The sequence below is a fragment of the Paenibacillus praedii genome, assembly GCF_049725345.1.
Classification (GTDB): Bacteria; Bacillota; Bacilli; order Paenibacillales; family Paenibacillaceae; genus Pristimantibacillus.
On sequence record NZ_JBMWAM010000021.1, the window covers coordinates 37,879 to 64,425 of the forward strand.

At 48.7% G+C, this 26,547-nt stretch carries 24 protein-coding genes; 5 read left to right on the forward strand and 19 right to left on the reverse strand.

Annotated features, from left to right (window positions below; translation table 11 throughout):
* The first annotated feature begins 144 nt into the window (after positions 1–144).
* Entirely contained in the window at positions 145–1,296 is a 1,152-nt protein-coding gene (ytvI, locus tag ACO9K6_RS17130) for a sporulation integral membrane protein YtvI (protein WP_424768764.1), read from the forward strand.
* Between the two features lie 88 nt (positions 1,297–1,384).
* On the opposite strand, the gene ACO9K6_RS17135 is transcribed toward ytvI, so the two are convergent.
* The 15 genes from ACO9K6_RS17135 to cymR form a co-directional block, all read right to left on the reverse strand.
* The gene (locus tag ACO9K6_RS17135) at positions 1,385–3,253 is read right to left on the reverse strand and encodes a peptidoglycan D,D-transpeptidase FtsI family protein (RefSeq protein ID WP_424768765.1); all 1,869 of its coding nucleotides are present in this window, start codon (positions 3,251–3,253) and stop codon (positions 1,385–1,387) included.
* A gap of 214 nt (positions 3,254–3,467) precedes the next feature.
* A complete protein-coding gene (locus ACO9K6_RS17140) occupies positions 3,468–5,486 on the reverse strand; it encodes a methyl-accepting chemotaxis protein (protein WP_424768800.1) in 2,019 nt (672 codons plus the stop codon).
* A 388-nt stretch (positions 5,487–5,874) separates the two neighbouring features.
* Positions 5,875–7,134 carry a peptidase U32 family protein gene (locus ACO9K6_RS17145; RefSeq protein ID WP_424768766.1) on the reverse strand — a complete coding sequence of 420 codons (1,260 nt, stop codon included), beginning with the start codon at positions 7,132–7,134 and terminating at the stop codon, positions 5,875–5,877.
* A 30-nt stretch (positions 7,135–7,164) separates the two neighbouring features.
* The gene (locus tag ACO9K6_RS17150; protein WP_424768767.1) at positions 7,165–8,097 is read right to left on the reverse strand and encodes a peptidase U32 family protein; all 933 of its coding nucleotides are present in this window, start codon (positions 8,095–8,097) and stop codon (positions 7,165–7,167) included.
* Between the two features lie 18 nt (positions 8,098–8,115).
* The gene (gene mltG / locus ACO9K6_RS17155; RefSeq protein WP_424768768.1) at positions 8,116–9,201 is read right to left on the reverse strand and encodes an endolytic transglycosylase MltG; all 1,086 of its coding nucleotides are present in this window, start codon (positions 9,199–9,201) and stop codon (positions 8,116–8,118) included.
* A gap of 116 nt (positions 9,202–9,317) precedes the next feature.
* Positions 9,318–9,629: a DUF1292 domain-containing protein gene (locus ACO9K6_RS17160; protein WP_424768769.1), complete on the reverse strand. Its 312-nt coding sequence runs from the start codon at positions 9,627–9,629 to the stop codon at positions 9,318–9,320.
* Positions 9,629–9,925 (reverse strand): DUF1292 domain-containing protein, encoded by a 297-nt coding sequence (locus ACO9K6_RS17165; protein ID WP_424768770.1) that lies wholly within the window; start codon positions 9,923–9,925, stop codon positions 9,629–9,631. Before ACO9K6_RS17165 ends, ACO9K6_RS17160 begins: the two co-directional genes overlap by 1 nt.
* A gap of 8 nt (positions 9,926–9,933) precedes the next feature.
* Positions 9,934–10,350 carry a Holliday junction resolvase RuvX gene (gene ruvX, locus ACO9K6_RS17170; RefSeq protein ID WP_424768771.1) on the reverse strand — a complete coding sequence of 139 codons (417 nt, stop codon included), beginning with the start codon at positions 10,348–10,350 and terminating at the stop codon, positions 9,934–9,936.
* A gap of 25 nt (positions 10,351–10,375) precedes the next feature.
* Positions 10,376–10,636, reverse strand: a complete 261-nt coding sequence (locus ACO9K6_RS17175; protein ID WP_424768772.1) for an IreB family regulatory phosphoprotein — start codon at positions 10,634–10,636, stop codon at positions 10,376–10,378.
* Between the two features lie 38 nt (positions 10,637–10,674).
* Positions 10,675–13,308 carry an alanine--tRNA ligase gene (alaS, locus tag ACO9K6_RS17180; protein WP_424768773.1) on the reverse strand — a complete coding sequence of 878 codons (2,634 nt, stop codon included), beginning with the start codon at positions 13,306–13,308 and terminating at the stop codon, positions 10,675–10,677.
* A 338-nt stretch (positions 13,309–13,646) separates the two neighbouring features.
* Positions 13,647–14,717 carry an AI-2E family transporter gene (locus tag ACO9K6_RS17185; protein WP_424768774.1) on the reverse strand — a complete coding sequence of 357 codons (1,071 nt, stop codon included), beginning with the start codon at positions 14,715–14,717 and terminating at the stop codon, positions 13,647–13,649.
* 157 nt (positions 14,718–14,874) lie between these two features.
* Entirely contained in the window at positions 14,875–15,072 is a 198-nt protein-coding gene (locus ACO9K6_RS17190; protein WP_424768775.1) for a hypothetical protein, read from the reverse strand.
* A 3-nt stretch (positions 15,073–15,075) separates the two neighbouring features.
* Positions 15,076–15,621, reverse strand: coding sequence for a PRC-barrel domain-containing protein (locus ACO9K6_RS17195; RefSeq protein WP_424768776.1), 546 nt, complete (start codon positions 15,619–15,621; stop codon positions 15,076–15,078).
* 17 nt (positions 15,622–15,638) lie between these two features.
* On the reverse strand, positions 15,639–16,793 hold the full coding sequence (locus tag ACO9K6_RS17200; protein WP_424768777.1) for a cysteine desulfurase family protein: 1,155 nt from the start codon (positions 16,791–16,793) through the stop codon (positions 15,639–15,641).
* Positions 16,794–16,806: 13 nt separating this feature from the next.
* Positions 16,807–17,226: a cysteine metabolism transcriptional regulator CymR gene (gene cymR / locus ACO9K6_RS17205; RefSeq protein WP_424768778.1), complete on the reverse strand. Its 420-nt coding sequence runs from the start codon at positions 17,224–17,226 to the stop codon at positions 16,807–16,809.
* A gap of 209 nt (positions 17,227–17,435) precedes the next feature.
* Here cymR and mnmA point away from each other — a divergent pair, with 209 nt between their 5' ends.
* Positions 17,436–18,575 (forward strand): tRNA 2-thiouridine(34) synthase MnmA, encoded by a 1,140-nt coding sequence (gene mnmA, locus ACO9K6_RS17210; RefSeq protein WP_424768779.1) that lies wholly within the window; start codon positions 17,436–17,438, stop codon positions 18,573–18,575.
* A gap of 67 nt (positions 18,576–18,642) precedes the next feature.
* Here mnmA and ACO9K6_RS17215 read toward each other — a convergent pair whose 3' ends face one another.
* Complete coding sequence (locus tag ACO9K6_RS17215; RefSeq protein ID WP_424768780.1) at positions 18,643–19,983, reverse strand: hemolysin family protein; 1,341 nt, start codon at positions 19,981–19,983, stop codon at positions 18,643–18,645.
* A gap of 332 nt (positions 19,984–20,315) precedes the next feature.
* Between ACO9K6_RS17215 and ACO9K6_RS17220 the strand changes: the two genes are divergently transcribed.
* Complete coding sequence (locus ACO9K6_RS17220; protein ID WP_424768781.1) at positions 20,316–20,900, forward strand: copper resistance CopC family protein; 585 nt, start codon at positions 20,316–20,318, stop codon at positions 20,898–20,900.
* Positions 20,897–21,982 (forward strand): copper resistance D family protein, encoded by a 1,086-nt coding sequence (locus ACO9K6_RS17225; RefSeq protein ID WP_424768782.1) that lies wholly within the window; start codon positions 20,897–20,899, stop codon positions 21,980–21,982. The genes ACO9K6_RS17220 and ACO9K6_RS17225 overlap by 4 nt, the downstream gene beginning before the upstream one ends.
* 89 nt (positions 21,983–22,071) lie before the next feature.
* On the opposite strand, the gene ACO9K6_RS17230 is transcribed toward ACO9K6_RS17225, so the two are convergent.
* Positions 22,072–23,379 (reverse strand): replication-associated recombination protein A, encoded by a 1,308-nt coding sequence (locus ACO9K6_RS17230; protein ID WP_424768783.1) that lies wholly within the window; start codon positions 23,377–23,379, stop codon positions 22,072–22,074.
* A gap of 124 nt (positions 23,380–23,503) precedes the next feature.
* On the opposite strand from ACO9K6_RS17230, the gene tlp reads away from it, so the two are divergent.
* Positions 23,504–23,719, forward strand: a complete 216-nt coding sequence (gene tlp, locus ACO9K6_RS17235) for a small acid-soluble spore protein Tlp (RefSeq protein ID WP_424768784.1) — start codon at positions 23,504–23,506, stop codon at positions 23,717–23,719.
* A 207-nt stretch (positions 23,720–23,926) separates the two neighbouring features.
* Here the strand turns inward: tlp and ACO9K6_RS17240 are convergent, their stop codons facing one another.
* Positions 23,927–24,682 (reverse strand): tRNA threonylcarbamoyladenosine dehydratase, encoded by a 756-nt coding sequence (locus ACO9K6_RS17240; RefSeq protein ID WP_424768785.1) that lies wholly within the window; start codon positions 24,680–24,682, stop codon positions 23,927–23,929.
* Between the two features lie 29 nt (positions 24,683–24,711).
* Positions 24,712–26,529, reverse strand: coding sequence for an aspartate--tRNA ligase (gene aspS / locus ACO9K6_RS17245; RefSeq protein ID WP_424768786.1), 1,818 nt, complete (start codon positions 26,527–26,529; stop codon positions 24,712–24,714).
* Positions 26,530–26,547 lie beyond the last annotated feature (18 nt).

The window sequence follows — 26,547 nt, forward strand, 5'->3', positions numbered from 1 at the left end:
CCGTTATATGAAATAGTCGACGAATGTATAGCGGTAACAGCAATAGCTATAATTGTAGCATAACGCAATAAAAAATAGGCATCTTTTTATAAACTATAGTACAATCTTTATGGAAATGTGATCTTGGAAAAAAGGAGTATGACCATGCTGCCATTTTACAAAAAATACTGGCGAACCGCTTTTGACATCGCTCTCATCGCTCTCACCGTCTTTTTAATTATGTATACCTTTAGCTATTTGTATCGGATTGCAACGCCTATATTTTTTTCCTTTGTCATTTTCTTATGCATTGAACCACTTGCAAAGCGATTGCATAAGCTCGGCCTCAAAAAATCGATTGCGTCAGGCATATCCGTATTGCTGTTCACGCTTGTTATTTTAGCGGCGTTCTCGGGGGCAGCCTATCTGCTCACAATGCAAGGAAATGCGTTGCTGGAAAATTTCCCGAAATATCAAAAAATGCTGGCCGTACAAATCGCGAATCTTACACATGAGCTTCAACTCAGGGTTGGCACATTGCCGCCCGAGTGGGATTTGGTGCAGCGCGCCACCAACTTGATCGAAGGGGCATCAGCGACACTCGGAAATTTTGCGGAAAACGTCTTGTCGAACATCGTTGGGTATGTATCCTCAGTTTCCACCTTTGTCTTCAACTTTATCGTCGGGATTATATTAGCTTATTTCTTAAGTATCGAGATTACGACTTGGAAACAGACCGCAGAGGAAAAAACGCCAAAAACGTTCAAAAACGCGTTTTTCTTTTTGCGCAACAATGTATTCAAGGGCATTGCCCTATACATTAAAGCGCAAGCGAAAATGATCAGCATCACGTTCATCGTCATCCTGATCGCCTTAATTCTGCTCGGCGTGGACAATGCATTCGTTATTGCGGTAGTCGCCGCCATCTTTGATATTTTGCCGCTGCTTGGCGTAGGGACTGTCTTTATTCCTTGGATCATATACTTACTGATCGTCGGTCAAGTTTCGCTTGCCATATGGCTCTCCGCGCTGTTTCTCGTGGTTGTGCTTACGCGCCAAATTCTCGAGCCCAAAATTACAGGAGACTCCCTAGGCGTATCCGCCTTCACGATGCTCGCCTTCATGATCATCTCGTTATCGCTGTTTGGCGTTGCCGGCGTCATCTTGTCGCCGATTCTGATGATACTCATCAAAGCGCTGTATGATCAAGGCTACTTTCACCGGTGGATCCATACGCCTCAAGGCGAGTTCGACGGTCAGGCTGATGGAGAGTCTTTTGTAGACAGCTTGAAGGAACAGGATGAGGAGAAAAAGTAATCTGCGGCGCGTTTGCGGACTTTGAGAAATCGGCCAGTTGTGCCTTAATACTTTTGAGTCAGCCCTTAGTGACAGCAAGCATGGATGGCTAGCTGTCACGCTGCTTCGTCATACGTGCGGCGATGTCCATGACGCCGCGGAATAGCTTGGTCGCATGATGCTTGCTGCCAGGCGGCTGGTTTTCCACGAGCACGGCAATGGCGTAACGCGGCGTCTTGGCCGGGCCGTAGCCTGCAAACCATTGATGGTTGCGAGCGATTCCGGCCCGCGTTGTTTCAGCGGTGCCGGATTTCCCGGCTACCGCCCACAGCCCTTGGCGGATCGAACGACCTGTTCCATGGTCGACGACCGCCTCCATGCCGCGCAGCAGCGCATGGGCAGTGGCCGGCTTGATCCGGCCACTGCTGCCCTGCGCCCGCTGTGCGGGCAGCTTCACCATCCGCTGGCCGTTGGCGTAGCGGATTTCACTGACGAGGCGCGGCTCCATCACGCGCCCCTCATTCAGCAGCGTTACGATCAAATTTGCCGCCTGCAGCGGCGACATTCTTACATCACGCTGCCCAATTCCGCTTTGCGCGAGCACTCCGCCATCGACGGCTGCGAGCGCAGCCGCGCGTTTTTCCTTCTCACTCTCTTTAATACCTCCCCTTACTGAAGCAAACAGCTGCCCTGCCTCCTCCTCCTCAAGCAAGCGGAGGGGCGCTTTGAACGGACCGAAGGGCTCCTCCCGATGCCAGCCAGCCTTATGCCCGATACCAAGTGCATCGGCCGTGCGCTGAAGCTGCGATGCCTCAAGACGCTCCGCAATGGTCGCGAAAGCAATATTGCAGGATTGCGCAAGCGCTTCCTCAAGCGTCAGTCTGCCATGACCGCCTTCCTTCCAGCAGGACAAGCCGTATTTGCCGTATTCGCCGTTGCACACAAATGTCTCATGCCTGTGCACTACACCCGCCTCCAAAGCAGCTGCCTCTGTTACAAGCTTAAACACAGAGCCGGGAGCTGCTGCCTTCAGAGCATGGTTCGCCCATTCCATTCCGTCAGACGATTGAAAATGTCCTGGCTTCAGCTTTGGGCGAGACACCATTGCGACGATGTCTGCGTTATTCGCGTCCAGTACGACGATCGCGCCTTCCTTCAGCCCGTGTTTATCGGCATAAGCCTCGATTTCATTTTGCAAAGCCAAATCCAGCATCGTAACTACCTTCAGTGGATAATAGCGATTTCTCGGCTGCGTAACCCGCAAATCAAGGCCTTGAAGCGGTCCGTTTTTACCGTCAATAAAATATGAAACTGAGGTTTCTCCAACGCCATGAAGCAGCTGATCGAGCGATTTCTCAAGTCCCGCTCCCCCTACCTGCTCTGTAAGCTTACGATTGCCTTTAACAAGATCGTCAGGATGCTCGGACTGCAGCCATTCAGGATGCTGGCTCGTGAAACCAATGACATGCTTCGGTTCAAATCCCAGCGGATAGCGATTTCGATAGGGCAGCACTCGAATCCCATTAAGCTTTAACGCTTTAATCCGGCTTACTTGCTCCTCAGTTAATCGCACGGGAAGCCGTTCCACATCCTTTTTCCAAAAAATCGGCTCACGAACAGAATCCCACTCCTCAACCAGTCGATCCAAAGGCACATCCAGCAGCTTAGCCAGCCCCCTTAGTGCTTCTTCATCCCCCCTAGCCTCCTTGCGTACCGGAAAAAATGCGATAGACGAATAGGTTTCCCCTGTAATTGCCGACCCGAATCGATCATAAAAATCACCGCGTCCCGTATCCAGCACCATATTTCTCTGCCGCTGTATGACTGACACCCGCTGCCAGCCGCCGCGCTTAACGCCGCTCGATTGCAAGGCTGCGGAAGAACTGCCCGGTATAAGCTGTACCCACGCAAGTCGGCCAATATATAGCAGCATGATTATGGTCATTAGCAATGCAGCCATCCAAATTCTTTTTAACAACCCTAGCCACCACCATTGCAATGTTTTTTCTTCTTCTCTACTAGTTTTTCCTTAACAAAGTCCCCCTCAAACCTCCTGATTCAAATTATGCTCGGCTGCCAAACTCCTGCAGCCAAAATAATTACAACATCAATGACAACTAAAAGAGAGTCGTTCAGAAACGACCTCTGAACGACTCTCTCTATTCATACGATTCGCCGTAAACGAAACGGCACTAATTAATTTTAAACTTCGACAACGAGTCCTTCAGCTCACGCGATACCGTATCCAGCTTCTCCGATAAGCGAACCATACCATCGCTTATACTTAGCTGTTCTGAGCTTAAGGAAGCAACCTCCTCAGAAGTTGCCGAAGACTCCTCTGCCACCGCGCTCACATTCGTCATTGCTTCGGCTAATACAGCTTGCGATTGATCCAGCTGGCTGATCGAATCCGTAACCAGATCAAGCTTCTCTACGAACTGACCCATTTGGCCTTGTACCGTCAAGAAAATTTGATTTGCTTCCTTAACCGAACCGATTTGCTCCTGGAACAGCGGATAGGCATCCGATAGAACATGCACCGTCTCGTCAATTTCGCCTCTAATTTTTGCTGTGATTTGTCCCACTACATCGATGGATTGGCGCGACTGATCAGCAAGCTTGCGAATTTCATCCGCTACGACCATGAAGCCCTTACCGGCAGCACCAGCGCGCGCGGCTTCAATTGTTGCATTCAAAGAGAGGATATTCGTTTGCTTTGTAAGATTATTAAGCACGTCCAAAATTTTTACGATGGAGCCTGTGCTTTCCTTAAGCGCGTTAACCTTCTCTACCATCGAACGCGTCATTTCCTCCGTCATGCCTGTTTTTTCTATGAGAACGCCCATATAAGCTGTCCCCTGCTCACTAGCCTTCTCCACTTCATTTGCTGACTGAACCATCATTTGATTAGCATCAATGACCATTTTCATTTGAACATCAATATTTGCTGTAAGGTCCGTGCCCTTCTCCGCTTCAACCGCTAGGCTTGTTGCTCCGCCCGCAATCTCCTCGGTTGCAACTGCAATTTCCTTTGCGGAAAGGGCTGTTTTCCGAGATGCTTCGGTCAAATCCGTCGCTGTTAGGAGAACGTCCTCAGCAGATTGTGTCGTTTGTACCGCAAGCGCCTTAATCTGAGACATCATCAAGTTAAAGCTGTCGCTTAACTCACCGATCTCATCCTGACGCTTCTTCATTGTCGAGCTGACAGTCAAGTTTCCGCCTGCACCTTCATTCATAAGATTCCGCAGCTTCACAAGCGGCTGTGCGATAGTACGAATAACGAGGAAACCAATTGCAATCGCAAGCAGGGCTGCAATCAGTACCGTAATCCAAGTGAGCGTCTGAATCGCTCTTGCATCCTTTACCAGCTCATCGACCGGAACCGTACCCACCAGCTTCCAATTCATCGTTTCAAATGTTTTGTAGGCCGCCAGCACTTCCGCACCATCCGTGGATGTTACTTTGATAGATCCTTCAATGGCTTGTTCGCCTTCTAACGGCAATTTAACCTGGGCCGGCTTACCTATTAATGTAAGATTTGTAGCCGTTATGTAGTTTCCGCTACTGTCCACGATCGCGATTTCGCTGCCATCACCCAGATGCACATCGCTATAGCGGTTGCTTATAGAATCAAGACTAATTTCAATCAATAATACGTAGGAGGACTCATTAGACATACCGTCTTTAATTACACGGCTAATTCCGATGCTCGGAGCATCGGACGTTCCGGCTAAACCATCCGGCTGCGGTGATATCCAATGCGTCCTTCCGCCCTTCTCCAGCGTTTCCTTAAACCAATCGGACTTCACCAGCTTATCCGCATTGGTAGCTGCTGCGGATCCTGCTGTCACGACACCCAGCTCAGGATTAATGGGAAGCAGTATAATACCTGTGATCGTATTATTTCCCATGATGTAATTTTGCATTTTTTCGCTTAGCTTGCGCGAAGCTTCGAACTTTTTATAATCATCGCCGCTGTCCAGCATTTCACGAACAAAATCATGAAAATCCTTATCAATCAATATTTGAAGCGATAAATCCTCATATGTTTTATAGATTACATCCAAGTTATTTGATACTTGTTTAACCGTTTCAAAGCTTGCTTCAGATACCTTATTTTCTATTATATCTTTTGATCTGTTGTAAGCCATTAGACCTATTGTTAATACACATGCAATAATACTGCAAAAGATAATTAAAAACAGCTTCATACCGACCGATTTAATCGGATTAGACAGCTTCGTATCCTTAACGGTACCCGATACCGACTTGGCTGCCTTGGACAGCACCTTCAAGCCTGATTGCGCTTTCAATGCCAGCTCGGACTTTTCCTTTTTTTCTCCGCCCTGCTCCTTGTCCTGTTTTTGGCTCTTTGACTGCTTAGCCTTTTGTTCATCTGCGTTTTTCACTGGGTAAGACACCGCCTTTAGAATTGTCATTCAGATTTAGTTCATTAGTTGCTAGCGAATCTTGCCGAAATATGTATTTACAGCCTATTATTTTATATCGGCAGGCGGCAATCGATTTATAATAATAATAATAAAAAAAGAGCCTTATTTTTGAAAAAAATAAGGCTCTCCACATTTATCCCTGTGAAGCTCACTTTTTTCCAACTTTTTTACGTAACATATCCATCGGTTTCACAGGCTTAAGGGTACGAATCCGGATGTGCTGCAGCGGATGCCTTGCCGCATCCAGCTCATTCCCGTCTGCATCTGTGATCTCACTCACTGTCTGCTTAAAGAATGTGCCTCCCGGTCCGACAAATTCAACCTCTTGTCCGCGCTTGAAATGATTGCGCTGCTGTACGGTTGCAAAGCCTGTTTTCACATCATAATCAAGCACAACGCCGGCAAAATCATAGGGAGCGGCTTTTTCCTCCGGCTCGTATATATGATCCTCCGCTCCTGGCGTATCAAGGAAGAAGCCCGTATTCAGCGGCCGGTTAGCCGCTTTATTGATTTCCTCGATCCATTCCTGCTTCAGCACGAAATGCTCTGGATTCTCGAAATACGCGTCAATCGCTTGGCGATATACGTTGACCACCGTTGCCACGTAGTGGATGCTTTTCATTCTACCCTCGATCTTAAAGCTGTCCACGCCGACCTCAATAAGCTCAGGTAAATATTCAATCATGCATAGGTCCTTAGAGCCCATCGTAAACTTGTCTTCCTCTTCCGGATAAAGGGGCATATCGTCTACATACAAATCATATTTCCAGCGGCAGGATTGCGAGCAGCCGCCGCGATTGGAGTCTCTGTCCGTGAAATGATTCGAGAGTACGCAGCGCCCAGAGAAAGAAGAACACATTGCTCCGTGGATGAAAGCTTCGATCTCAATATCAACATGCTTCTTTATTTCTGCGATATCCTGGAAGCTGGTTTCACGGGCAAGCACGACCCGAGGCAGCCCCTCTTCCTTCCAAAATTGCACTGCCTGCCAGTTCAGCGTCGATTGTTGCGTGCTTAGATGCACCTCCAGCTTCGGTGCAACACGTTGAGCTGTCTCGATGATCGCCGGGTCGGCAGCGATAATGGCAGCGATTCCGACCTCTTCAAGCTTGCGCAAATACGCCTCCAGACCTTCAACATCTTCGTTATGGGCATAAATGTTTGTGGCTACGAACACCTTAGCGCCATAGCCATTAGCGAACTCTACGCCTTCTCGCATCTCTTCAAAGCTGAAATTATCCGCATTCGAGCGAAGGCCATATTTTTGTCCGCCAATATAGACCGCATCAGCTCCATAGTGAACCGCAAATTTAAGCTTTTCCAAATTTCCGGCGGGAGCCAGCAGCTCCGGCTTGTCGAGCCGATGCCGTTTCCCTTGGTAGCGCGGGGTTGTCTTCACTTCAGCCATTCTAATCCACTCCTACAAAAGCTTAGCTTATCAATATACTTGCTCCTTGAAAAAGAATCCATAGCTCAGCTCGCGATTGGGATCCTGTACCGCCTGTATCGACTCCAGCCACTCCTCGTTGAAGGAATATCCCTTCGGATCTGCTATATAAGCGTCAATAGCCTGACGATAAGCTCGAACAACGATCTCGTTATACGCGGTTGACTTCATGATTCCTTCAATCTTCAGGCTGTGTACGCCCGCTTCCATCAGCTCATGCAAATTTTCGACCATACAAATATCATCCGAGCTCATCATATGTGTGCCGTTCGCATCCTCATAGATCGGGTACCGCTCATCCTGCCGCTCGGCCTCGATGACATAGAGGCCTCTATCCTTATCCTTCTGCATCAGACGCTCCGGCTCCGACTGATGATCCATGTAGCTGTTCACTAGCGATCTCTTGGAATGATAAATATTAGTCATTCCGTGCACCTGTACCTGTAGCTCAAGCTCAGTTCCGGATACCGTTTCGATTACCTGTTCCATATTGAGCTCGCGAGCAAGAACGTACCTTGTCGCTCCCCTGCGTCCCCAATAATTAGCTGTCACATAGTTGGTCGAGGTCATTTCTGCATTCCAATGCAGCGCCATTCCTGGGGCATGTACTCTAGCCGTCATCAAGACAGCCGGATCACCGAATACGATTGCGTCTACCTCCGCTTCTGCTAACGAGGCGATATAATCCTGCAGGGTATCCGCTGTCTCATTGTCTATCAGATTGTTAACCGCAGCATATATTCGAACACCTCTTTGCTTCGCCAGCTTGACAGCTTCGGCAATCATGCCGATGCTGAATTCTCCTGCCAGCCGCATGCCGTACCGTGCCTCGCCGATCACAAAAGCGTCGGCTCCTGCAGCCATCAGCCGCTCCAGCTCCTCCATCGATGCGGCGGTAGCCAACAATTCCGGCTTATACGCCATAATGTAATCTCTCCCTTGCTATTCCGCTGTTTGATTGCTCTTTTCAATATTTCTCAGGTGCTCCTGATAGGTTTTAGCGAATAAATGCGTTTGTGTTCCGTCTTTTTTTGTCACATAGAATAAATACTCCGTATCCTCCGGATACAGCGCAGCTTCAATTGAGGCAAGACTTGGGCTAGCAATCGGCCCTGGAGGCAGCCCATCTACTTTATAAGTATTGTAAGGACTATCGACTTGAAGATCCTTCTCAAACAGTCTTTCTTTTGGCTTGTCCAGTGAATATTGCACCGTAGCATCAATTTGCAGCATCATGCCGTCAGCAATACGATTGTGGATCACGCCGGCAACGAGCGCGCGCTCCTCATCAACGACGACCTCACGCTCGACAAGCGAGGCAATGGTTAGGAGCTCATGCATCGACATTCCCTTCTTCTCCAGCTCATCCTGCCAGCCCTCCGGAAGCTGTGTAAGCTTACGGTCAAGCTCTGACAGCATACGTTTGATGATATCCTCTTCCGTGCTTCCTGACTTCATCTCGTAGGTTTCTGGGAATAAATAGCCCTCCAGACGCTGATGAAGGTCTGCGTTATCCGGGATCGAACGTGCAGCCTCCGCATCGCCCCAAGTGGTTTGCATCGCGACAAGATCGATAAATTTCTGCTTGTCAATCAGATTCTCCGCAGCCAGCTTATCTGCAATTTGCAGCACTGTGAAGCCTTCCGGTATCGTAAAGCGAATCGTCTCGGCTGGTACCGTTTCTCCGGCATTCAGCTTGGCGATAATCGCATCGTTCTCCATTCCAGGGCTAAGCATATATAAGCCTGCTTGAAAACGGCTGCCTTGATCACTCAGACTCAAATAATATTTAAAGATGAATGCATTTTTAATGATGCCTTGCTGCTCTAGTATTTCCGCCACCTGATTCGCTGACGTTCCTCTCGGTATATCAATCCTTATCTCGTCGCCTGCCTTCGTAGGCTGTAAGCTGCTCCAAATGTACAGCGCAACGCTCCCCGCTCCAATAATCATAATACTGAGCAAGCTCAAAACAACCCACATCGTGATTCTACTGCGCTTAGGTCCGGTTTGCTGCTCTGATGACATATCTAACCCTAACCCCCCTCTTTGTACTCAATCCATATATCTTTTGATCCTATTATCCGAACAAAAGAGCGGTTATGAGCCGCCCTTTTGTCGAATATATATCTACTTGTCACTTCTCACGGCTGCTCGTCGCCTGAGAATAATAAATCATCATAGGCTTCAGAGGCTGCTTCCCATTCCTCATCATCCTCGATCGTTTCAAGCTGAAGCTCATCGCCGGCATCCTTTATGCGGAACAGTTCAACCTCATCCTCTTTACGCATCTGAACAGATTGAAGAGCAGCATAGACACGGTCGCCAAGCTGAAACTCAGCCATAATGTCGTATACCTCTAAACTCCCGTCCTCCGCGATCAGCTCTATCTCATTTCCAAACGCTTCCTTCAGGCTGTTCAGCCTTTTTGGAGGCATATGTTCTGTTCCCGACATTAATTTTGCTCCTCCAGCTCGCCAAGAAGCGTGTTGAACGTTTCTTCAACCATGTTCCATTCTTCTTCGTCTTCAATTGTATAGAGCTTCAAATCGTCGCCTTCTTCTTCATAACGGAAAGCATATACTTCATCTTCCTCGTCATTTTCGCCAGTGAGCGGAACGACCATCATATATTTCTGATCGGAACCATCAACCTCAAATTTCATGATGACTTCGAATTCCTCTTCATTGCCTTCTTCATCCGGGATATAAATAATTTCCGGCTCTTCGTATTCCAAATCTTCTTTTGTCATGGTTATCCTCACCTTTTCGCTTTAGAATCGAGATAATTTTGCAAAATAAGCGTTGCCGCCATCTTGTCTACGACAAGCTTGCGCTTCTTCCGACTGACATCCGCTTCAATAAGCGTACGTTCCGCTGCTACCGTTGTCAGCCTTTCATCCCAAAGGTGAACAGGTATGTTTAGTTTTTGATGAAGCTGTTCTGCAAATGCGATGCAAATTTCGCCACGCGGCCCAATTGTACCGTTCATGTTCTTCGGCAGACCAACAACGATCTCACTGACCTCATGCTCCTTGACAAGATCAGCGATGCGGTCAAATTCACCGCCATTGCGTCTGCGCTCAACAACTCCGGTTCCTTGTGCAGTCCAGCGAAAAGCATCGCTGACGGCAACGCCAATATTGCGATCACCGTAATCCAGTCCCATTAATCTCATTTCTCGCCCGGCTCCTGACCCTGTGTTATTCTTTCTTGTGGTTCAAATAAAACCGGACAAGCTCCTCGATCAATTCGTCTCGTTCCTTCTTGCGAATTAGACTTCTGGCGTTGTTGTGCCGCGGAATATACGCGGGATCTCCGGACAGCAAATACCCAACGATCTGGTTAATCGGATTATAATCTTTCTCTAGAAGCGCTTCATGCACAGATAGCAGAATGTCCTGAGAAGATTCAACTCCTTCCGCCTTCACGTTAAATTTCATTGTTTGGTCCATAGAACTCATCGCCAGCACCTCGCTTTCCAAACCGCTATTCTTCTCTATCATATCACATTTGCTTGAGTGAGAACCAGTTCTTCCGCAAGTTTCAATGCATCATCCAGCTTAGACGTATCTTTGCCTCCCGCTTGCGCCATATCCGGACGTCCACCGCCGCTTCCGCCGCAATGAACAGCAGCTTCTTTTACGATCTTGCCTGCATGAAAGCCTTTCTTGACCAAATCAGCGGATACCGCTGCAGCCAAATTCACTTTATCATCGGCAATCGCACCGAGCACGATAATGCTTGACTCAAGCTTCAGCTTAAGCTCGTCCACTATGCCGCGCAGCGCATCCATTGACGGCGCGCTTACTTTGGCGCATAGAACCGTAACGTCACCGATGGTTTTGGCATTCGCTTCCAGTGATCCCGCTTCAATACGGCTTAGCTTAGCCTGCAAAGATTCATTCTCGCGTGAAAGCTCCTTCACTTGACCGAATAAGGACTCAATACGTTTAGGCACCTCCGCCGTATTCGATTTCAATAAGGATGCCGAACGTCCGAGCAGGTCTAACTGGCTCTCCAAATAGTTATACGCATGTTTCCCTGTTACGGCTTCAATTCTTCTCACACCCGATCCGATACCGCTCTCTCCGAGCAGCTTAAACAATCCGATTTGCGCTGTATTGCTGACATGACAACCGCCGCAAAGCTCTAAGCTATAGCTGCCCACCTGAACAACGCGCACCTCATCGCCATATTTCTCACCGAATAAGGCCATCGCGCCCATTGCTTTCGCTTCATTTAATGATTTTGTATCAATCGTAACGTTAGTGCCCAACCAAATTTGTTCATTCACACGGCGTTCAATCGTTACAAGCTCTTCAGATGTAATGCTTCCAAAATGGGAGAAGTCGAACCGCAGCCTTTCAGCCTCAACAAGAGATCCTGCCTGATTGACGTGATCGCCCAGCACCTCCTTGAGCGCCTTATGAAGCAAGTGGGTTGCCGTGTGATTCTTAATGACATCATCACGCACTGCTCTAATAACGACAGCCTCCACAGACTCTCCAGTTCGAGCGGTACCAGATGTGACTATTGCATGATGAACGCTTTGACCGTGTGGAGCCTTCGTTACGTCCTCTACCTGCAAAGTAAAGCCGTTGCCTTTCATTGTTCCCTTATCTCCGATTTGTCCGCCGCTTTCCGCATAGAAAGGCGTACGGTCAAGAATGACGAGCACCTTGCTGCCTGCTTCCGCAGAATCCACCAGTACATCATCAGCCACAATGGCAATAATTTGAGACTCTGTTACGAGTTCATTATAGCCAACAAATTCGCTTTTAACCGTGAATTCGCCAAGCGGACCTCCCTGCACCTTCATGCTGCCCGTGTCCTGTCTGGCTGCGCGAGCGCGATCACGCTGCGCTTCCATCGCTGCATCGAAGCCGGCACGATCAACTGTCATCCCGTTCTCAAAGGCAAAGTCCTCCGTCAGATCGAAGGGGAAGCCGTACGTATCATACAATCGGAATGCATCGTCACCGGTTATTTCCTTGCTGCCCGCTTTGGCAGCCTCAGCTACGAGCTCAGACAGCATGGCCAGACCATCGGAGAGCGTCTCGTGGAAACGCTCTTCCTCCGTGCGGATGACGCGCTCGATGAATTGGCGCTTCTCTACAACCTCCGGATAGTAGACGCCCATCACCTCGCCGACAACCGACGTCAGTTGATGGAGAAACGGACGGTCGATCCCGATTGTTTTCCCGTAGCGGACTGCGCGGCGAAGCAAACGGCGAATAATATAGCCGCGGCCTTCATTTGAAGGCATGACGCCGTCGCCAACAGCAAAGGCAACCGTACGAATATGGTCGGCGATGACTTTAAGCGCGACATCATGCTCATCGTTGACTTTGTAGCTAACTTTCGCAATCTCGCAGGTACGATCGATGATTGGACGGAACAAATCCGTATCGAAGTTGGAATCCACATCCTGCAAAATCGATGCGAGCCGCTCAAGTCCTGCTCCTGTATCAATATTTTTGTTTGGAAGCGGCGTATAGCTGCCGTCTTTGTTATGGTTGAATTGCGAGAATACCAGGTTCCATACTTCTAAGAAACGCTCATTTTCTCCGCCTGGCCAGCATTCAGGATCAGACAAATCGCCGTATTTTTCACCGCGGTCATAAAAAATTTCCGTACAAGGTCCACAAGGTCCTTCGCCGATATCCCAGAAGTTCTCGTCAAGCTTATATATGCGCTCGGCAGGAATGCCGATTTTGTTGTTCCAGAAGCTGTATGCTTCCTCATCCTCCGGATATACCGTTACCGACAACCGATCCGGATCGAAGCCAATCCACTCCGGTCCAGTGAGGAACTCCCATGCCCATGTAATCGTTTCTTCTTTAAAATAGTCGCCAATCGAGAAATTGCCCAGCATTTCAAAAAAAGTATGGTGCCGGCGCGTCTTGCCTACGTTCTCGATATCATTTGTGCGAATACATTTTTGCGAATTCGCAATCCGCGGATTGTCGGGGATAACTCGGCCGTCAAAATATGCCTTGAGCGGCGCCATGCCTGCGTTTATCCACAGCAAGGACGGATCGTTATGCGGAACGAGCGATGCGCTTGGTTCGATTTTGTGGCCTTTGCTTTCAAAAAAAGCAAGCCATTTTGCACGGATTTCACTAGCTTTCATTTGTAATTGCCTCCTTCGAATAATAAAACACAAAAAACGCCCCTGTCATTGACAGGGACGAATGATTTCGCGGTACCACCCTGGTTATTATGCCGCTGCTTCGAGCAGACATAATCGCCTTCATTGGACAATAACGGGTCCGCCCGGTGAAGTTCGTTCACACTCCGAAAAGAGCTTTCGGCCACTCTTCGTCATAAAGCCTTCTCAACCGACGCGATCGACTCGACAAGGAGCGATGGCGAAGAGGCTTTTTCTCTGGCTGACGGGCAATGGCGTACTTCAATTCGTCAACGATTTTACTATTAATATAAAAATTATAGCTACACCCCCTACGCCTGTCAAATAATCTTTCGACGCACGTAGTAAGCGAACATATGCTGAACAATAACTTTGCATGCCGCGAAGATAGGCACAGCCAATATCATTCCGACAACCCCGGCAATCTCTCCGCCGACAAGCAGGGCAAAAATAATAGACAGCGGATGCATATGCAGCGTCCGACCCACTACCTGCGGAGATATGACGTTCCCCTCGAGGATTTGGCACGCCGTGTTGACGATCGCCACGAGAATGACCATTTTTAACGACACGGTCGATGCCATCAACAAAGCCGGTGCAGCTCCAAAGAAAGGACCCAAATAAGGAATAACATTCGTAATTGCCACAATGCCGGCAAGCAGAAGCGCGTACGGCATGCCAATAAACAAGTAGCCGCAATACGCGAGAATGCCTACGATAATACATACTAAAAATTGTCCTCGAATGTAGCTGCCTAGCGCATCGTCGACGTCCTTCAGCAGCCTGACCGTATTTTTACGATGGGACTTTGGCACGTATGTAATGACCGTACGTTCGAACACGTCGAAATCCTTCAAAATATAGAAAGCCAGAAAAGGAATAATGAACGCGATGAAAACAGCATTCACCATCGAACCAATATTGTTCACAAAATGAAACAAGCTCTCTGAAAGCTTCTTCTCCATATGGATTAATACCTTGTTCATTCCGCTTCGAATGCTCTCCGGTAAAAAGGAAGTGTTATTAATATCGGTAACGATGCTCTGTGCCCGCATAGACAGCTCCGGCACATGCCTGTTCAACTCCTGTACCTGATTAATGAACATAGGAATTAAATTCACAAGCAGCACCGTTATGACCGCGCAAAAAACAGCGTAAATGAGCAGCACCGCGATCGTTCGCGGCACCTTTCGCTCATGCAGCAGCGTTACGACCGGATTCAGCACATATGAAATTATCATCGCGATGACAAAAGGCGCCAGAACGGCTCTTAGGAATACATATACGTTCACGATAAGCGGCTTTATAAGCATCATGAGATAGATGGCCAGCAAGCCCAGTATAATATAGATCAGCCATACGAATAGACGGCTCTTCGTAAAACGTTCCACCGTCCTCACCCCCGAGCCAGCTTCGCCTTGCTTTGTCCTCGCCGGACAAATAGGAACTAATTCAGTATATGTACAAGCGGTGCAAATCATCCTTACACAGCAAAAAAAGACGGTCAATGACCGTCTCATTTCATACCAGTTTATAAATACACTCAAGCTAGTTTACGTGAATCTGTGTTATTTCTTCTTCAAAAAACAAGTCGTCAAGCGAGCTTAACGTACCGTCCTCTTCGACCTGGTACACCGACATTTTGTCGCCATTTACCGTCAGTTCAATGAAGCAGCCCCAGCAATAAAACTGATGGGAACCAATTTTTCCGATATCTTTTGAATTACAATTCGGGCATCTCATCATCTTTCATTTCTCCCTATCCTCTGAATTGGAAGCTGCGACAGGCTCCAATTCCGCTTCGCTGACAGCCGGAACAATAATCGCGTCTTCCCCGAGCAACACGGCATCCGGATCACTCGGCGCTCTCAGCCATTTGCGCCCTTCCATCAAATCCGAAACAAAACCGTCCGTAAGCTCATAGCCTACTATCTGTGTACCCTGATTTGGGTAAAAATAAACATCCGATACGCGTCCAAGCTGCAATCCTTGGACAGTTACAACAGGTAAATCCCTTAATTTCACTAATCCGGTGTAGAACGAGCGCAGCAACTGCTTCGGCTTCATTTGAGCTACTACCTCTGCACTTGCGATAATAACAGCGTCCTCGCCGCAGGATAGCACCTCGGACCACGCTACAATCTTCACATAGGAATGAAGCCACTTGGCATCGTCCAGTATGATCCCGCAAAGCCGCCAATGCTCATCGAACCAAGCATCCTTGACGGTTCCGACCCGTCTGCCTGAATGGATTACGATGACAGGAAGTCCAATAAGCTGCTGAAGTTTGATCACGGCTGGACCGAGTCCTCCTAGTAGTTATTACGAATACGCCTGACGATCGTTGCAACGATTTGTGCGGCGTCTTCTAATTCCTCCAAAGTATTCCCCAAACCGAAGCTAAATCTTACAGCCGATAAAATTCGCTCGTCAGGCAAGTCCATTGCCCGCAGAACATGTGATCTTTCCAGCGCGCCCGATGTGCAGGCCGAGCCGCTTGCCGCTGCAATGCCTTCCATATCTAGATTCATCAGCATGGTTTCCGTATCTACGCCAATAAAACTAATATTCACGATATGCGGCAAATGCTGCTTCTCACTGCCATTTATTACAATTGGTACTTCCACATGGTCTTGAAGCAGCTCTATCCATCTCTTACGAAGCTTGTCCATAAAAGGTTGCTTCTTTTCTCGCTCGTTCACATAAATGTCAACAGCTTTTGCAAAGCCGGCAATTCCGGCTACATTTTCGGTTCCTGCACGCCGCTTTCTTTCCTGCGAGCCGCCATGCTGAATCGCTTCAAGCAACGTCCCATTCGCTACATATAAAGCGCCGACGCCTTGCGGGCCGTTAATTTTATGAGCTGAGAAGCTCATGAGATCCACAGGCATCTCATTTAAGCGGTAGCTCATCCAGCCCAGCGTCTGCACAGCATCGACATGAAAAAGCGCGCCGCCTGCTTTTACAACTTCTCCAATTGCCGCTATAGGCTGAATCGTGCCCACCTCATTGTTACCATGCATGATGCTGACGAGGCCAGTCTCCGGTGTCATAGCTGCTTCGACCTGCTCAGGATCGGTGCTGCCGCTGCTGTCAATGGGAAGCACCGTCAACGCAAAGCCCTCTGCCTTTCTTAGCCACTCGCATGTGTGTAGAACGGCGTGATGCTCGCCCGCTGAAGTTATAATATGGTTCTTTCCTCTATTGCGCTGCGCTCTTGCAGCGCCGATTAAGGCAGCGTTGTCGCTCTCCGTTCCGCCTGACGTAAAAAGCAGCTCTGCTGGCTTACATCCTAAAGCAGCCGAAATACGGTCACGCGAACGGTTAAGATGCTGCTTTGCCGCTCTGCCATAAGCATGCATACTGGACGAATTTCCGCCTGGACCCTGCATGAGCTCGACCATCGTCCTTACAACGTCAGGGTGCATCGGTGTGGTGGCCGCATGATCAAAATAATAAGTTTTCATTCGATATCATCCTCTAAATATAAAACATATAATTGTCAGTTTTTCCTTCTTCTTCATATGTGATCAGATCAGCAAGGGTCGTCGAATCGAGCACTTCTGCGATACTGTCGCGAATGCGGAGCCATAGCTGACGCTTTGCCGGATCATCTTCTTCCGTGAAATCGACCGGCGATATCGGCCCCTCCAGAATGCGAATAATATCGCCGGCAGTAATGGTCTCAGGCTCCTTGGACAAAATGTAGCCGCCGTAAGCGCCTCTTATGCTTTTTACCAAACCGGCATTGCGCAGCGGCGCGACAAGCTGCTCCAGATAATGCTCAGAAAGCTGATTTCGTTCTGCGATGCTCTTGAGTGAAGTCGGGCCTTCACCAAATTTAGACGCAAGCTCCATCATAATTGTTAAGCCATAGCGGCCCTTCGTCGATATTTTCAATGTGGCACCTCTTTTATTCATTATTGGATTGGAATCGTGCGTGAAAGCAGCATGTCCAAAGTATCTGTTAAATCACTGTATTCCTATAACACATATATGTTAACATATCCAATACATAACGTGTGCAAAAAGGTTGTCATCTTCATGAAAAAGTTTTATGCCTGTGTTACAATAAGATTGTATTTGATTTAACAAGGTGGTGTTCATTGATGGAAAAACCAAATGCTTCAACTAGAGTGGTCGTCGGCATGTCCGGCGGTGTTGATTCCTCCGTCACAGCGCTGCTGCTTAAGCAGCAGGGATATGATGTTGTAGGCATTTTTATGAAAAACTGGGACGATACCGACGAGTTCGGTCATTGCACGGCGGAAGAGGATTCGGAAGACGTACGCCGCGTATGTGATCAAATCGGTATTCCCTACTATACCGTTAATTTTGAACGGCAATATTATGACAAGGTATTCTCCTATTTCCTGGATGAATACAAACGGGGACGGACACCGAATCCGGATGTCATGTGCAATCGCGAGATCAAGTTTGGCGATTTTCTGCAGCGGGCGATGGAGCTCGGCGCAGACTATTTGGCAACCGGGCACTATGCGCAAGTAGAGCGCTCCGCTGATGGAGTAACCAAGCTGCTTCGCGGGGTAGATTCCAATAAGGATCAAACCTACTTCCTTAGCGCGCTGGGTCAGAAGCAGCTTGAGAAGGCGATGTTCCCGATCGGTCACTTGCCGAAGCCGGAAGTTCGCCGCATCGCCGAAGAGGCTGGACTGTATACCGCCAAGAAGAAGGACAGCACCGGCGTGTGCTTCATCGGCGAGAGGAACTTCAAAACCTTTCTTAGCGGCTATTTGCCGGCGCAATCAGGCGATATGATTGATATTCGAAGCGGCGAGAAGAAGGGCAGGCATGACGGTCTTATGTATTATACGCTAGGTCAGCGTCAGGGGCTTGGCATCGGTGGTTCCGGCACAGGCTCCGGCGAGCCATGGTTCGTAGCTGACAAGGACTTGGAGCGCAATATCCTATACGTTGTCCAAGGCGAGCAGCATCCGAGCCTCTACTCGGAAAGCTTGACCGCTAGCGGCATGAACTGGATTGTGCCTTCATCCTATAGCGGCCCACTCCGCTGCACCGCTAAATTCCGTTACCGTCAGCCCGATCAAGGGGTAACAGTTACGATGGGCGAGAATGGCACCGCGCATATCGTATTTGATAAGCCGCAGAAGGCAATCACCCCTGGACAAGCAGTCGTTCTCTATGACGGAGATGTTTGCCTTGGCGGCGGCACGATCGAAACGGTTCAAAAAATAAACGCAGAAGCATTACTTGCTCAGCAGGCATAAATAGCTAAGACTGTCCTGACGCTTCAACAGAAGCCGTTGGGACAGCCTTTTTTTTGAGACGAGCCCATTAGCCAAATTTTTGCTCACCACTCCCTTCTATAAGAGCCCCCGTTCTGCGAATGGTGATCCGGGCTATGCGCAAATGATCCGTTTCTTCGATTATAAATTCAACATCGCGCGCATATTCAATGCGCTGATTAATAGAGGGCGGGATATCAATCTGAGAATAGATCCAGCCGCCAATCGTGTCATAGCTGTCTGTTTCAATAGAAAGACCAAAGAAGCTGTTCACCTCTTCAATGAGCATTAGTCCGCTGATTGAAAAGGTATGCTCATCTATCCGCTCAAGCGGCTCCCGCTCCTCGTCGAATTCATCCTGTATCTCGCCTACAATCTCCTCCATGATATCCTCCAGCGTCACCAGCCCGGATGTCCCGCCATACTCATCAATTAAAATTGAAATTTGCGATTTCCGCTTCTGCATCAGCTTAAGCAGCGTGCTTATGGGCATCGACTCGGGCACAGTTGTAATCGGTCTCGTAATTTGTCTAATGTCATGCAGTCCCTGCGATCTGTCCCTGAGTAAATCTTTGATGTGGACAAAACCAATGATATTGTCCTTATCGTTCTCACAAACAGGATAGCGGGTCAGCATTTGCTCCAAAGCCAATGTCTGATTATCGGCAAACGAAAGATTTGTGCTCAAACAGATCATTTCTGTCCGCGGAATCATAATTTCCTTAGCATTTGTTTCGGCAAAGTCAAAAATATTATCGACAAGCGTAAGCTCTGTATGATCGATGAGTCCGCTTTTGTGGCTCTGCTTCATTAAAATCCGAATTTCATCCTCGGTGTGCGCGGAGTCCTTCTCTGTCGCCGGCTCGATGCCGAGCGATTTAAGAAGCTGATTAGCGGTCAGGTTCAGCAGCCAAATCAACGGATACATAAGTCTGTAGAATAAAACTAGCGGCTTAGCTGCCAATCGCGTAACGAGTTCCGATTTCCGAATCGCAATTGTTTTAGGCGTTAATTCACCAAGTATGATATGGAGAGCAGTTAGCGTGACAAAAGCAATCATAAACGAGATGGAATGAAGCAGCATTTCGTTATGAACACCTATTTGAATAAATACAGGCTCGATTACTCTGGCAATTGCAGGTTCTCCTAGCCAGCCAAGACCTAGTGAGGCTGTCGTAATTCCCAGCTGGCAAGCCGATAAATAGGCGTCCAAATGGCTAGTCAAACGAGAGGCAAGCACTGTCCGCGAATAACCATCGATGGCTTGCGTTTGGGATCGGCTGCCGCGTACCTTTACAATTGCATATTGAGCAGCCACGAAAAACCCATTCATCCCTATCAACAATAAAATGAGGGGGAACGACAAGCTTAGAGGCAAAGGATTACTCACGAGTTTGCTGCCAATCGCATTCGTGATGCTTCTGAAGCGATGACAGCCGCACCTCCTTTGGGGACAAAAATACAATGATCTTTGTGTTGCTGTAGGTTAAGTTTATTCACCTCAGGCTTGCCAATATACGTGATGGATCCAGGCTGCACTAGAATGCTAAATCAATTTTGCTAATTTGTATTCATTTGATTCGACTGCCAAGATCGTCTGCTTACGTTCCTTAAATGTTCATAAAGCCGCTACGAAATGATCATTTTATATTTAGAACATTGCTATCGTAATTTGGTATAATGCAATCAGCTTAATAAGAAAATAAGTCAGGAGGTCCACATATGAAACGAATAATGCTCATTTTGTTAGCTACCCTATGGCTCGTGCCCGGTACTGTTTTGGCGCACTCCACTTTAGAAACTGCCGATCCTGCACCGGATGGAACGGTGAATGTCTCACCGGAGATTGTCGAGCTTTCCTTTAACACAAAAATTGAAAAGCTGAGTAATTTCAAGCTGCTTAATGCGGCGGGGGAAGAAATAGAGCTGGCAGATACAGTCGTTGATGGAAATACCATGAGCAAGGCATTAACGGCTTCGCTGCCAAATGATGTTTATACAGTAAAATGGACGATTATCGGCGGAGATGGACATGCCGTGGAGGGTGATTACAACTTTACAGTTGATGCGCCTGTTGTTGCAGCCGAGCCTTCACGGGAACCCGAAGCAACGAACGAGACACCTGCTGAAACGACAGCTCCAGCGCCGGATGCTGCTGACCAAACAAACGCCTCAGATCTAGCAAGCGATGAAGCAGCAGAAGCTACAGCTAACCATGAAGGCACCGGCTATGCGCCTGCTGTCATTATTGGCGTTATTATTGTGGCCGCTGCGTTCATCCTATTCTTGCGGAGGCGCAAAGCATGATCTATATCAGTGAAGGCCTTTTATATATTTGCTTTGCTATTTTAACTGGGGCCTTACTGCTGCGGCTCGTGCCGGAGGGCAAACAGCCCTCCGTGCATGTCCCGTTTGGCTTGCTTCTTGTGTGCACAATAGCCATCCCTATCCTGTCATATTTGCCCATACATAGTCTTGCACAGCAATTAGCTGCTGATTTCGGCATGACCTACAGCTCGATTCTAAAAAGCATACTGCTTGATATTAATACCGGAAAGGCGTGGATCTGGACGGTTATTGGCTCTGCCGGTCTTGCATTCCTTTTAGGGCTCAAAGCCTTCCGCAACGACAAGCATATGCCGAAGGTTGCATTGTTTGTCACCTTTTTGCTTATTATTTGGCTTGGATATGCAGGTCATGCTTCATCCTTGTATGGCTTCCGCGGACTCATTACGCACGCCGCACACTTTCTTGCCGTAAGCATATGGATCGGGATATTGTTCGTCGTCAGCTGGTTTTCCAACGATAACGCCAATTGGAATGCCTTTCTTCGCTGGTTCTCTCCGGTAGCTATCATCTCTGTTCTTGTAACGCTGCTTGCTGGTTTCGTACTCATGACATTCACGACCCCTGAATATGTAAACGCATGGATGCTGCCTTACGGACAAGCGCTGCTTCTGAAGCATCTGCTCATTTTGCCTTTGCTTCTCTTTGCCTATTCGAATGGATTTGGGTACAAACTAGCAGCGGAACGCAACCCTTCCTTCAATCCAAAGCGCTTTCTTCAAGCCGAAAGCGTCATTGCGCTGCTTGTGCTTGCCGCAACAGCTGTACTCGGGCAGCAGGCGCCGCCTCATACCGTCAGGGAAACCTTGCAGACCGTATCGCCATCACCGCTGTTCACCGGTCTATACAAAGGAGTCTACAGTCCGGACATCACGCTGCAATTTACGCTTCATATGGAAAGTCTATTAATGCTTGCTGCAGCCTTAATCATGGCCGTCGGATTAATTGGGATGTATCGTGCCAATCGTCTCATCCCTGCTTTCTTAATGGGGTTGCTAACAGCTGTTTTCAGTTATTTCGGTCTTATGTTTTCTATCTCTTAGTTAACTTGCTTTTGCTTATTTTCACTTCTAGCATGCTAAAGGCTGCCCTTATCGTCATTGACGAGGGACAGCCTTTTGTTTTGCGATCTTCAATGATCTTTGCGCCGCTGTTGATTTTGCCTGATTTTATCCTCCATGCCCTGCTCCGACGCTTTGTAGAAGCTCATACCGCCCAAGGCGTTCGGCAAGTATTGCTGCTTCACATAATGATTAGGAAAATCATGCGGATATTTGTAGCCCTCATGACCGAGCTGCTGCGCTCCGCGATAATGCGTATCGCGCAAATGCAGCGGCACCTCAGCCCCGCCGGCACGCTCGATTGCCGCCTCCGCATTGCCAATGGCAATGGCTGTAGCGTTCGATTTGGGGCTTTCCACTGCAAAGAGAATCGCCTGCGAAATGTTATACTTGGCCTCCGGCCAGCCGATCTTGTGATACGCATCCATCGCCGTTACCGCTTGAATCATTGCCTGCGGATTAGCTAAGCCGATATCCTCACTGCAGGCCACGATCAGACGGCGTAGAAACGTCATCGGATCCATACCCAGCTTTTCTACCGCATACAGAAACCAGAACAAAGCAGCATCGCTCGAGCCTCGCACACTTTTATGGAAAGCTGAAAGCACATCGTATTGCGTAGACAAGTCGGCACGAATCGTAGGCTTGCGAATCGATTCCTGGGCAACCTCAAGCGTAATGTGCACAGACCCGTCCTGTTCAGAAGGCGTAGTCACTGCAGCAAGCTCAAGCGCATTAAGCGCTCGTCGGATATCTCCTCTCGCCATGGCAGCGATATGTCTAAGCGCCTCCTCATCCGCACGCAAATCCATGAAGCCTAGACCTCGCTCCCGGTCCGATAGCGCTCTTTGCATCGCTTCATAGGCATGTCCTTCGCCAAGCGGCTCCAGTTGAAATAAGGTCGACCGTGAGAGTAAGGCTCCGTTCACATGATGGAACGGATTCTCTGTTGTTGCGCCAATAAAAATAATAATGCCCTGCTCGACAGCTGGCAGCAGCGCGTCCTGACGAGCCGTATTAAAACGATGCACCTCATCCAAAAACAGAATCGTTTTCTTGCCGTACATCATTTTATTGGTTCTCGCTTGTTCAATAACCTCTCGTACATCCTTCACCGAGGCATCGACCGCATTGAGCTTTACAAACTCCCCTTCAGTACGCAGCGAAATAATATGAGCGAGAGTGGTTTTGCCGCAGCCCGGAGGGCCGTATAGCAGTATGGATGATACCTGATCACCTTCGATCGCCCTTCGAAGCAGCTTGCCTTCACCTACAATATGCTCTTGCCCTATATATTCATCCAGCGTCTGCGGCCGCATGCGATCTGCAAGCAGTCTTGCGCGCGGCGTTTCCGCTTCTTGATATGAAAATAAATCCATTATGCTCCCCAACCTTCTTCCCTTCTGTTCTTTCGATCATAGCATACAAGCAGATTTGTGTCATAATCTGCTGCGATTCGGGTCATTATATTTAGGTACCTATGATCAGAATGGAGGGATTCCAATGGCTAAACCAGACAACCGGGCGGATAACGCTGTCCACTTGCAGCAGCATATCGATAATACCGAAGCTAATTTGCAGGAAGCGAAAAATTACTTAGACGAGCATGCAAGTGAAATTTCTGCTGACGAGAAGCAAACAATCGAAGCGAAAAATGAACGACGCCAGCAAAGCATCGAATCATTCGCTGCGGAGAAACAAGACGAGACGCAACAATAAGATTATTTAATGTTTAAAGATTACAAAAAATAGCCGGCTAAAGAATTGAGTTATTACACTCAGTCCTTTAGCCGGCTTATTCTTCTTTAGGCTATTTTTCAAAAGGTGACTCCAGATCAAGCTCCTTCAAATACCGGTCAGATGGAGACTTCTTCACTAAGGCCTTCATCTCCGGCTGTAATCTCAGCTTTTTGACCAATGCTTCATTCATAGCTCGATTCCGCCTGTTTCCAGCATATCCTTAACGACAACACTTACCATAATCAAACCTGCAACCGGGGGAACGAACGCGTTACTTGCCGGCGGCTGCTTCGCTTTGCGGATTTCCGGCGCATTCTCAGGTACAATCCGCTGTGTAACATCTTCGCGCGGCTTCATCGGCAGCTCCGAAGAGAATACGACCTTTACGCCTCGCTTAATGCCATCCTTTCTCAGCTTTGTACGAACGACGCGCGCAACTGGATCGGTATGTGTCTTAGATATATCTACAACCTGAAACTTGGTCGGATCCATCTTATTAGCTGCACCCATGCTTGAGATAATCGGAATCTTTCTCTCCAAGCATTGCTTGATCAAATGCACCTTATAGATGATCGTGTCAGACGCGTCGACAACGTAATCGAGAGGATAGGCAAATAGCTGCTCATACGTTTCCTCTGTGTAGAACATTCGAAGCGCAATCACGTCGCACTCCGGATTAATAAGCTTAATCCGGTCGCGCATCAGATCCGTCTTCGGCTGGCCCACGGTTGTCGTAAGCGCATGAACCTGACGATTGACATTCGTAATATCAACGACATCTTTATCAATTAGAATAATTCTTCCTACACCCGTGCGAGCCAGCGCCTCCGCGGCAATACCGCCGACGCCGCCGATACCGAGCACGGCAACCGTGCTCTCCTTCATCAGCTTTAACCCTTCCGGCCCGATGGCCAGCTCCGTGCGTGAAAATTGATGAAGCATCGTGCTGCCGCCTCCTTTGCTTAATGAATTTATTTATCGCTGCTATCTGCTGCTGCGTTCGCAGCGGCAACCGGCTGCTGCTTTGGCTTAATAACCGTGCGAATATGCAGCTGCTCCAGCTGCGAAGCTTCTACCTCAGACGGCGCATCGGTAAGCAGGTCTGTCGCGCTTGCCGTTTTCGGGAAGGCAATGGTTTCGCGCAGATTCGTACGGCCAGTCAGAAGCATAACGAGACGGTCGAAGCCGAATGCGATGCCGCCATGCGGTGGCGTGCCATATTCGAACGCATCGAGCAGGAAGCCGAACTTCTCTTGCGCTTCCTCCATGCTGAAGCCAAGCGCTTTGAACATTTGCTCCTGAACCTCGCGTTTGTAAATACGCATAGAGCCGCCGCCTACTTCATAGCCGTTCAATACAAGATCGTACGCTTGCGCTCTTATTTGTCCAGGGTCTGTATCAAAGAAATGAAGGTCATCTTCATTCGGACGCGTGAACGGATGATGCTCAGCAACGTAACGCTTCGAGTCTTCGTCCCAGCCTAGCAGCGGGAAGTCCATAACCCAGGCGAACTTGAATTTCGAATCGTCGATCAGCCCAAGATCACGGCCCAGCTTGGAACGCAGGTTTCCAAGCACGTCTGCAACAACCTTCTTCTTGTCCGCGGAGAATGTGAGAAGGTCTCCTTCTTCCACTTGAAGACGCTCAGTCAACGCAGCGATTTCTTCCGGCTTCAGAAATTTAACGATCGGTCCGCGCCATTCGCCATCCTTTACTGTGATCCAAGCGAGTCCTTTGCCTCCGTAGCGAGCAGCGAACGGTTGCAGGTCATCCAGCTCTTTGCGACTCCAGCTTGCGCAGCCCTTCGCGTTCAGCGCCTTTACAACGCCACCGCTTCCCGCCACGCTTGCGAATACTTTTACATCGCTGCCCGAGACAATATCCGTAATATCTTCAATCTCAAGACCGAAACGAAGGTCCGGCTTGTCAGAGCCGTATTTGTTCATTGCGTCTGCATACGTAATACGTTGAAATGGAAGCTCTAGCTCTACGCCAACCGTTTCGCGCAGAAGCTTAGCCGTTAACTGCTCCATGAGCTCAAGCAGTTGATCCTGCGAAAGGAAAGAGGTCTCGATGTCGACCTGTGTAAATTCCGGCTGACGGTCAGCACGAAGATCCTCATCGCGGAAGCAGCGGGCGATTTGATAATAACGCTCGATACCGCCAACCATCAGCAGCTGCTTGAAAATTTGCGGCGACTGCGGCAATGCGAAAAACTCGCCCTCATGGACGCGGCTTGGCACCAAATAATCGCGCGCGCCTTCCGGAGTGCTTTTGGTCAAGATAGGCGTTTCAATGTCAAGGAAGCCTTCGCTGTCAAGGAAATCACGGAACACCTTCGCTGCCTTCGAGCGAAGCAGGAGTGTGCGCTGCATTTCTGGTCGACGCAGATCCAAATAACGATATTTCAAGCGAATTGACTCGTCTACCTCAACGCCGTCCTCGATTGGGAATGGAGGCGTCTTCGCCGTATTCATCACTTCAATCTTCGTGACACGCACTTCAATTTCGCCCGTTGCCAGGTTCGCATTGTAAGTTTCAGCGTCGCGTTCAACGACTGTTCCTTGAATCGCAAGCACGAACTCGTTACGGGCACGGTCTGCGATCGCAAGCGCATCACCAGAGAAATCCGGGTTGAATACCGTTTGTACGATACCGGTACGATCACGAAGATCGATAAATAGTACGCCGCCAAGGTCGCGACGACGCTGTACCCAGCCGTTCAAGGTTACTGTTTGACCTACGTCCGCTTTTGTCAGCAGGCCGCATTGATGGGTTTTTAACATCATTGTTTTCAATCTCCTTAT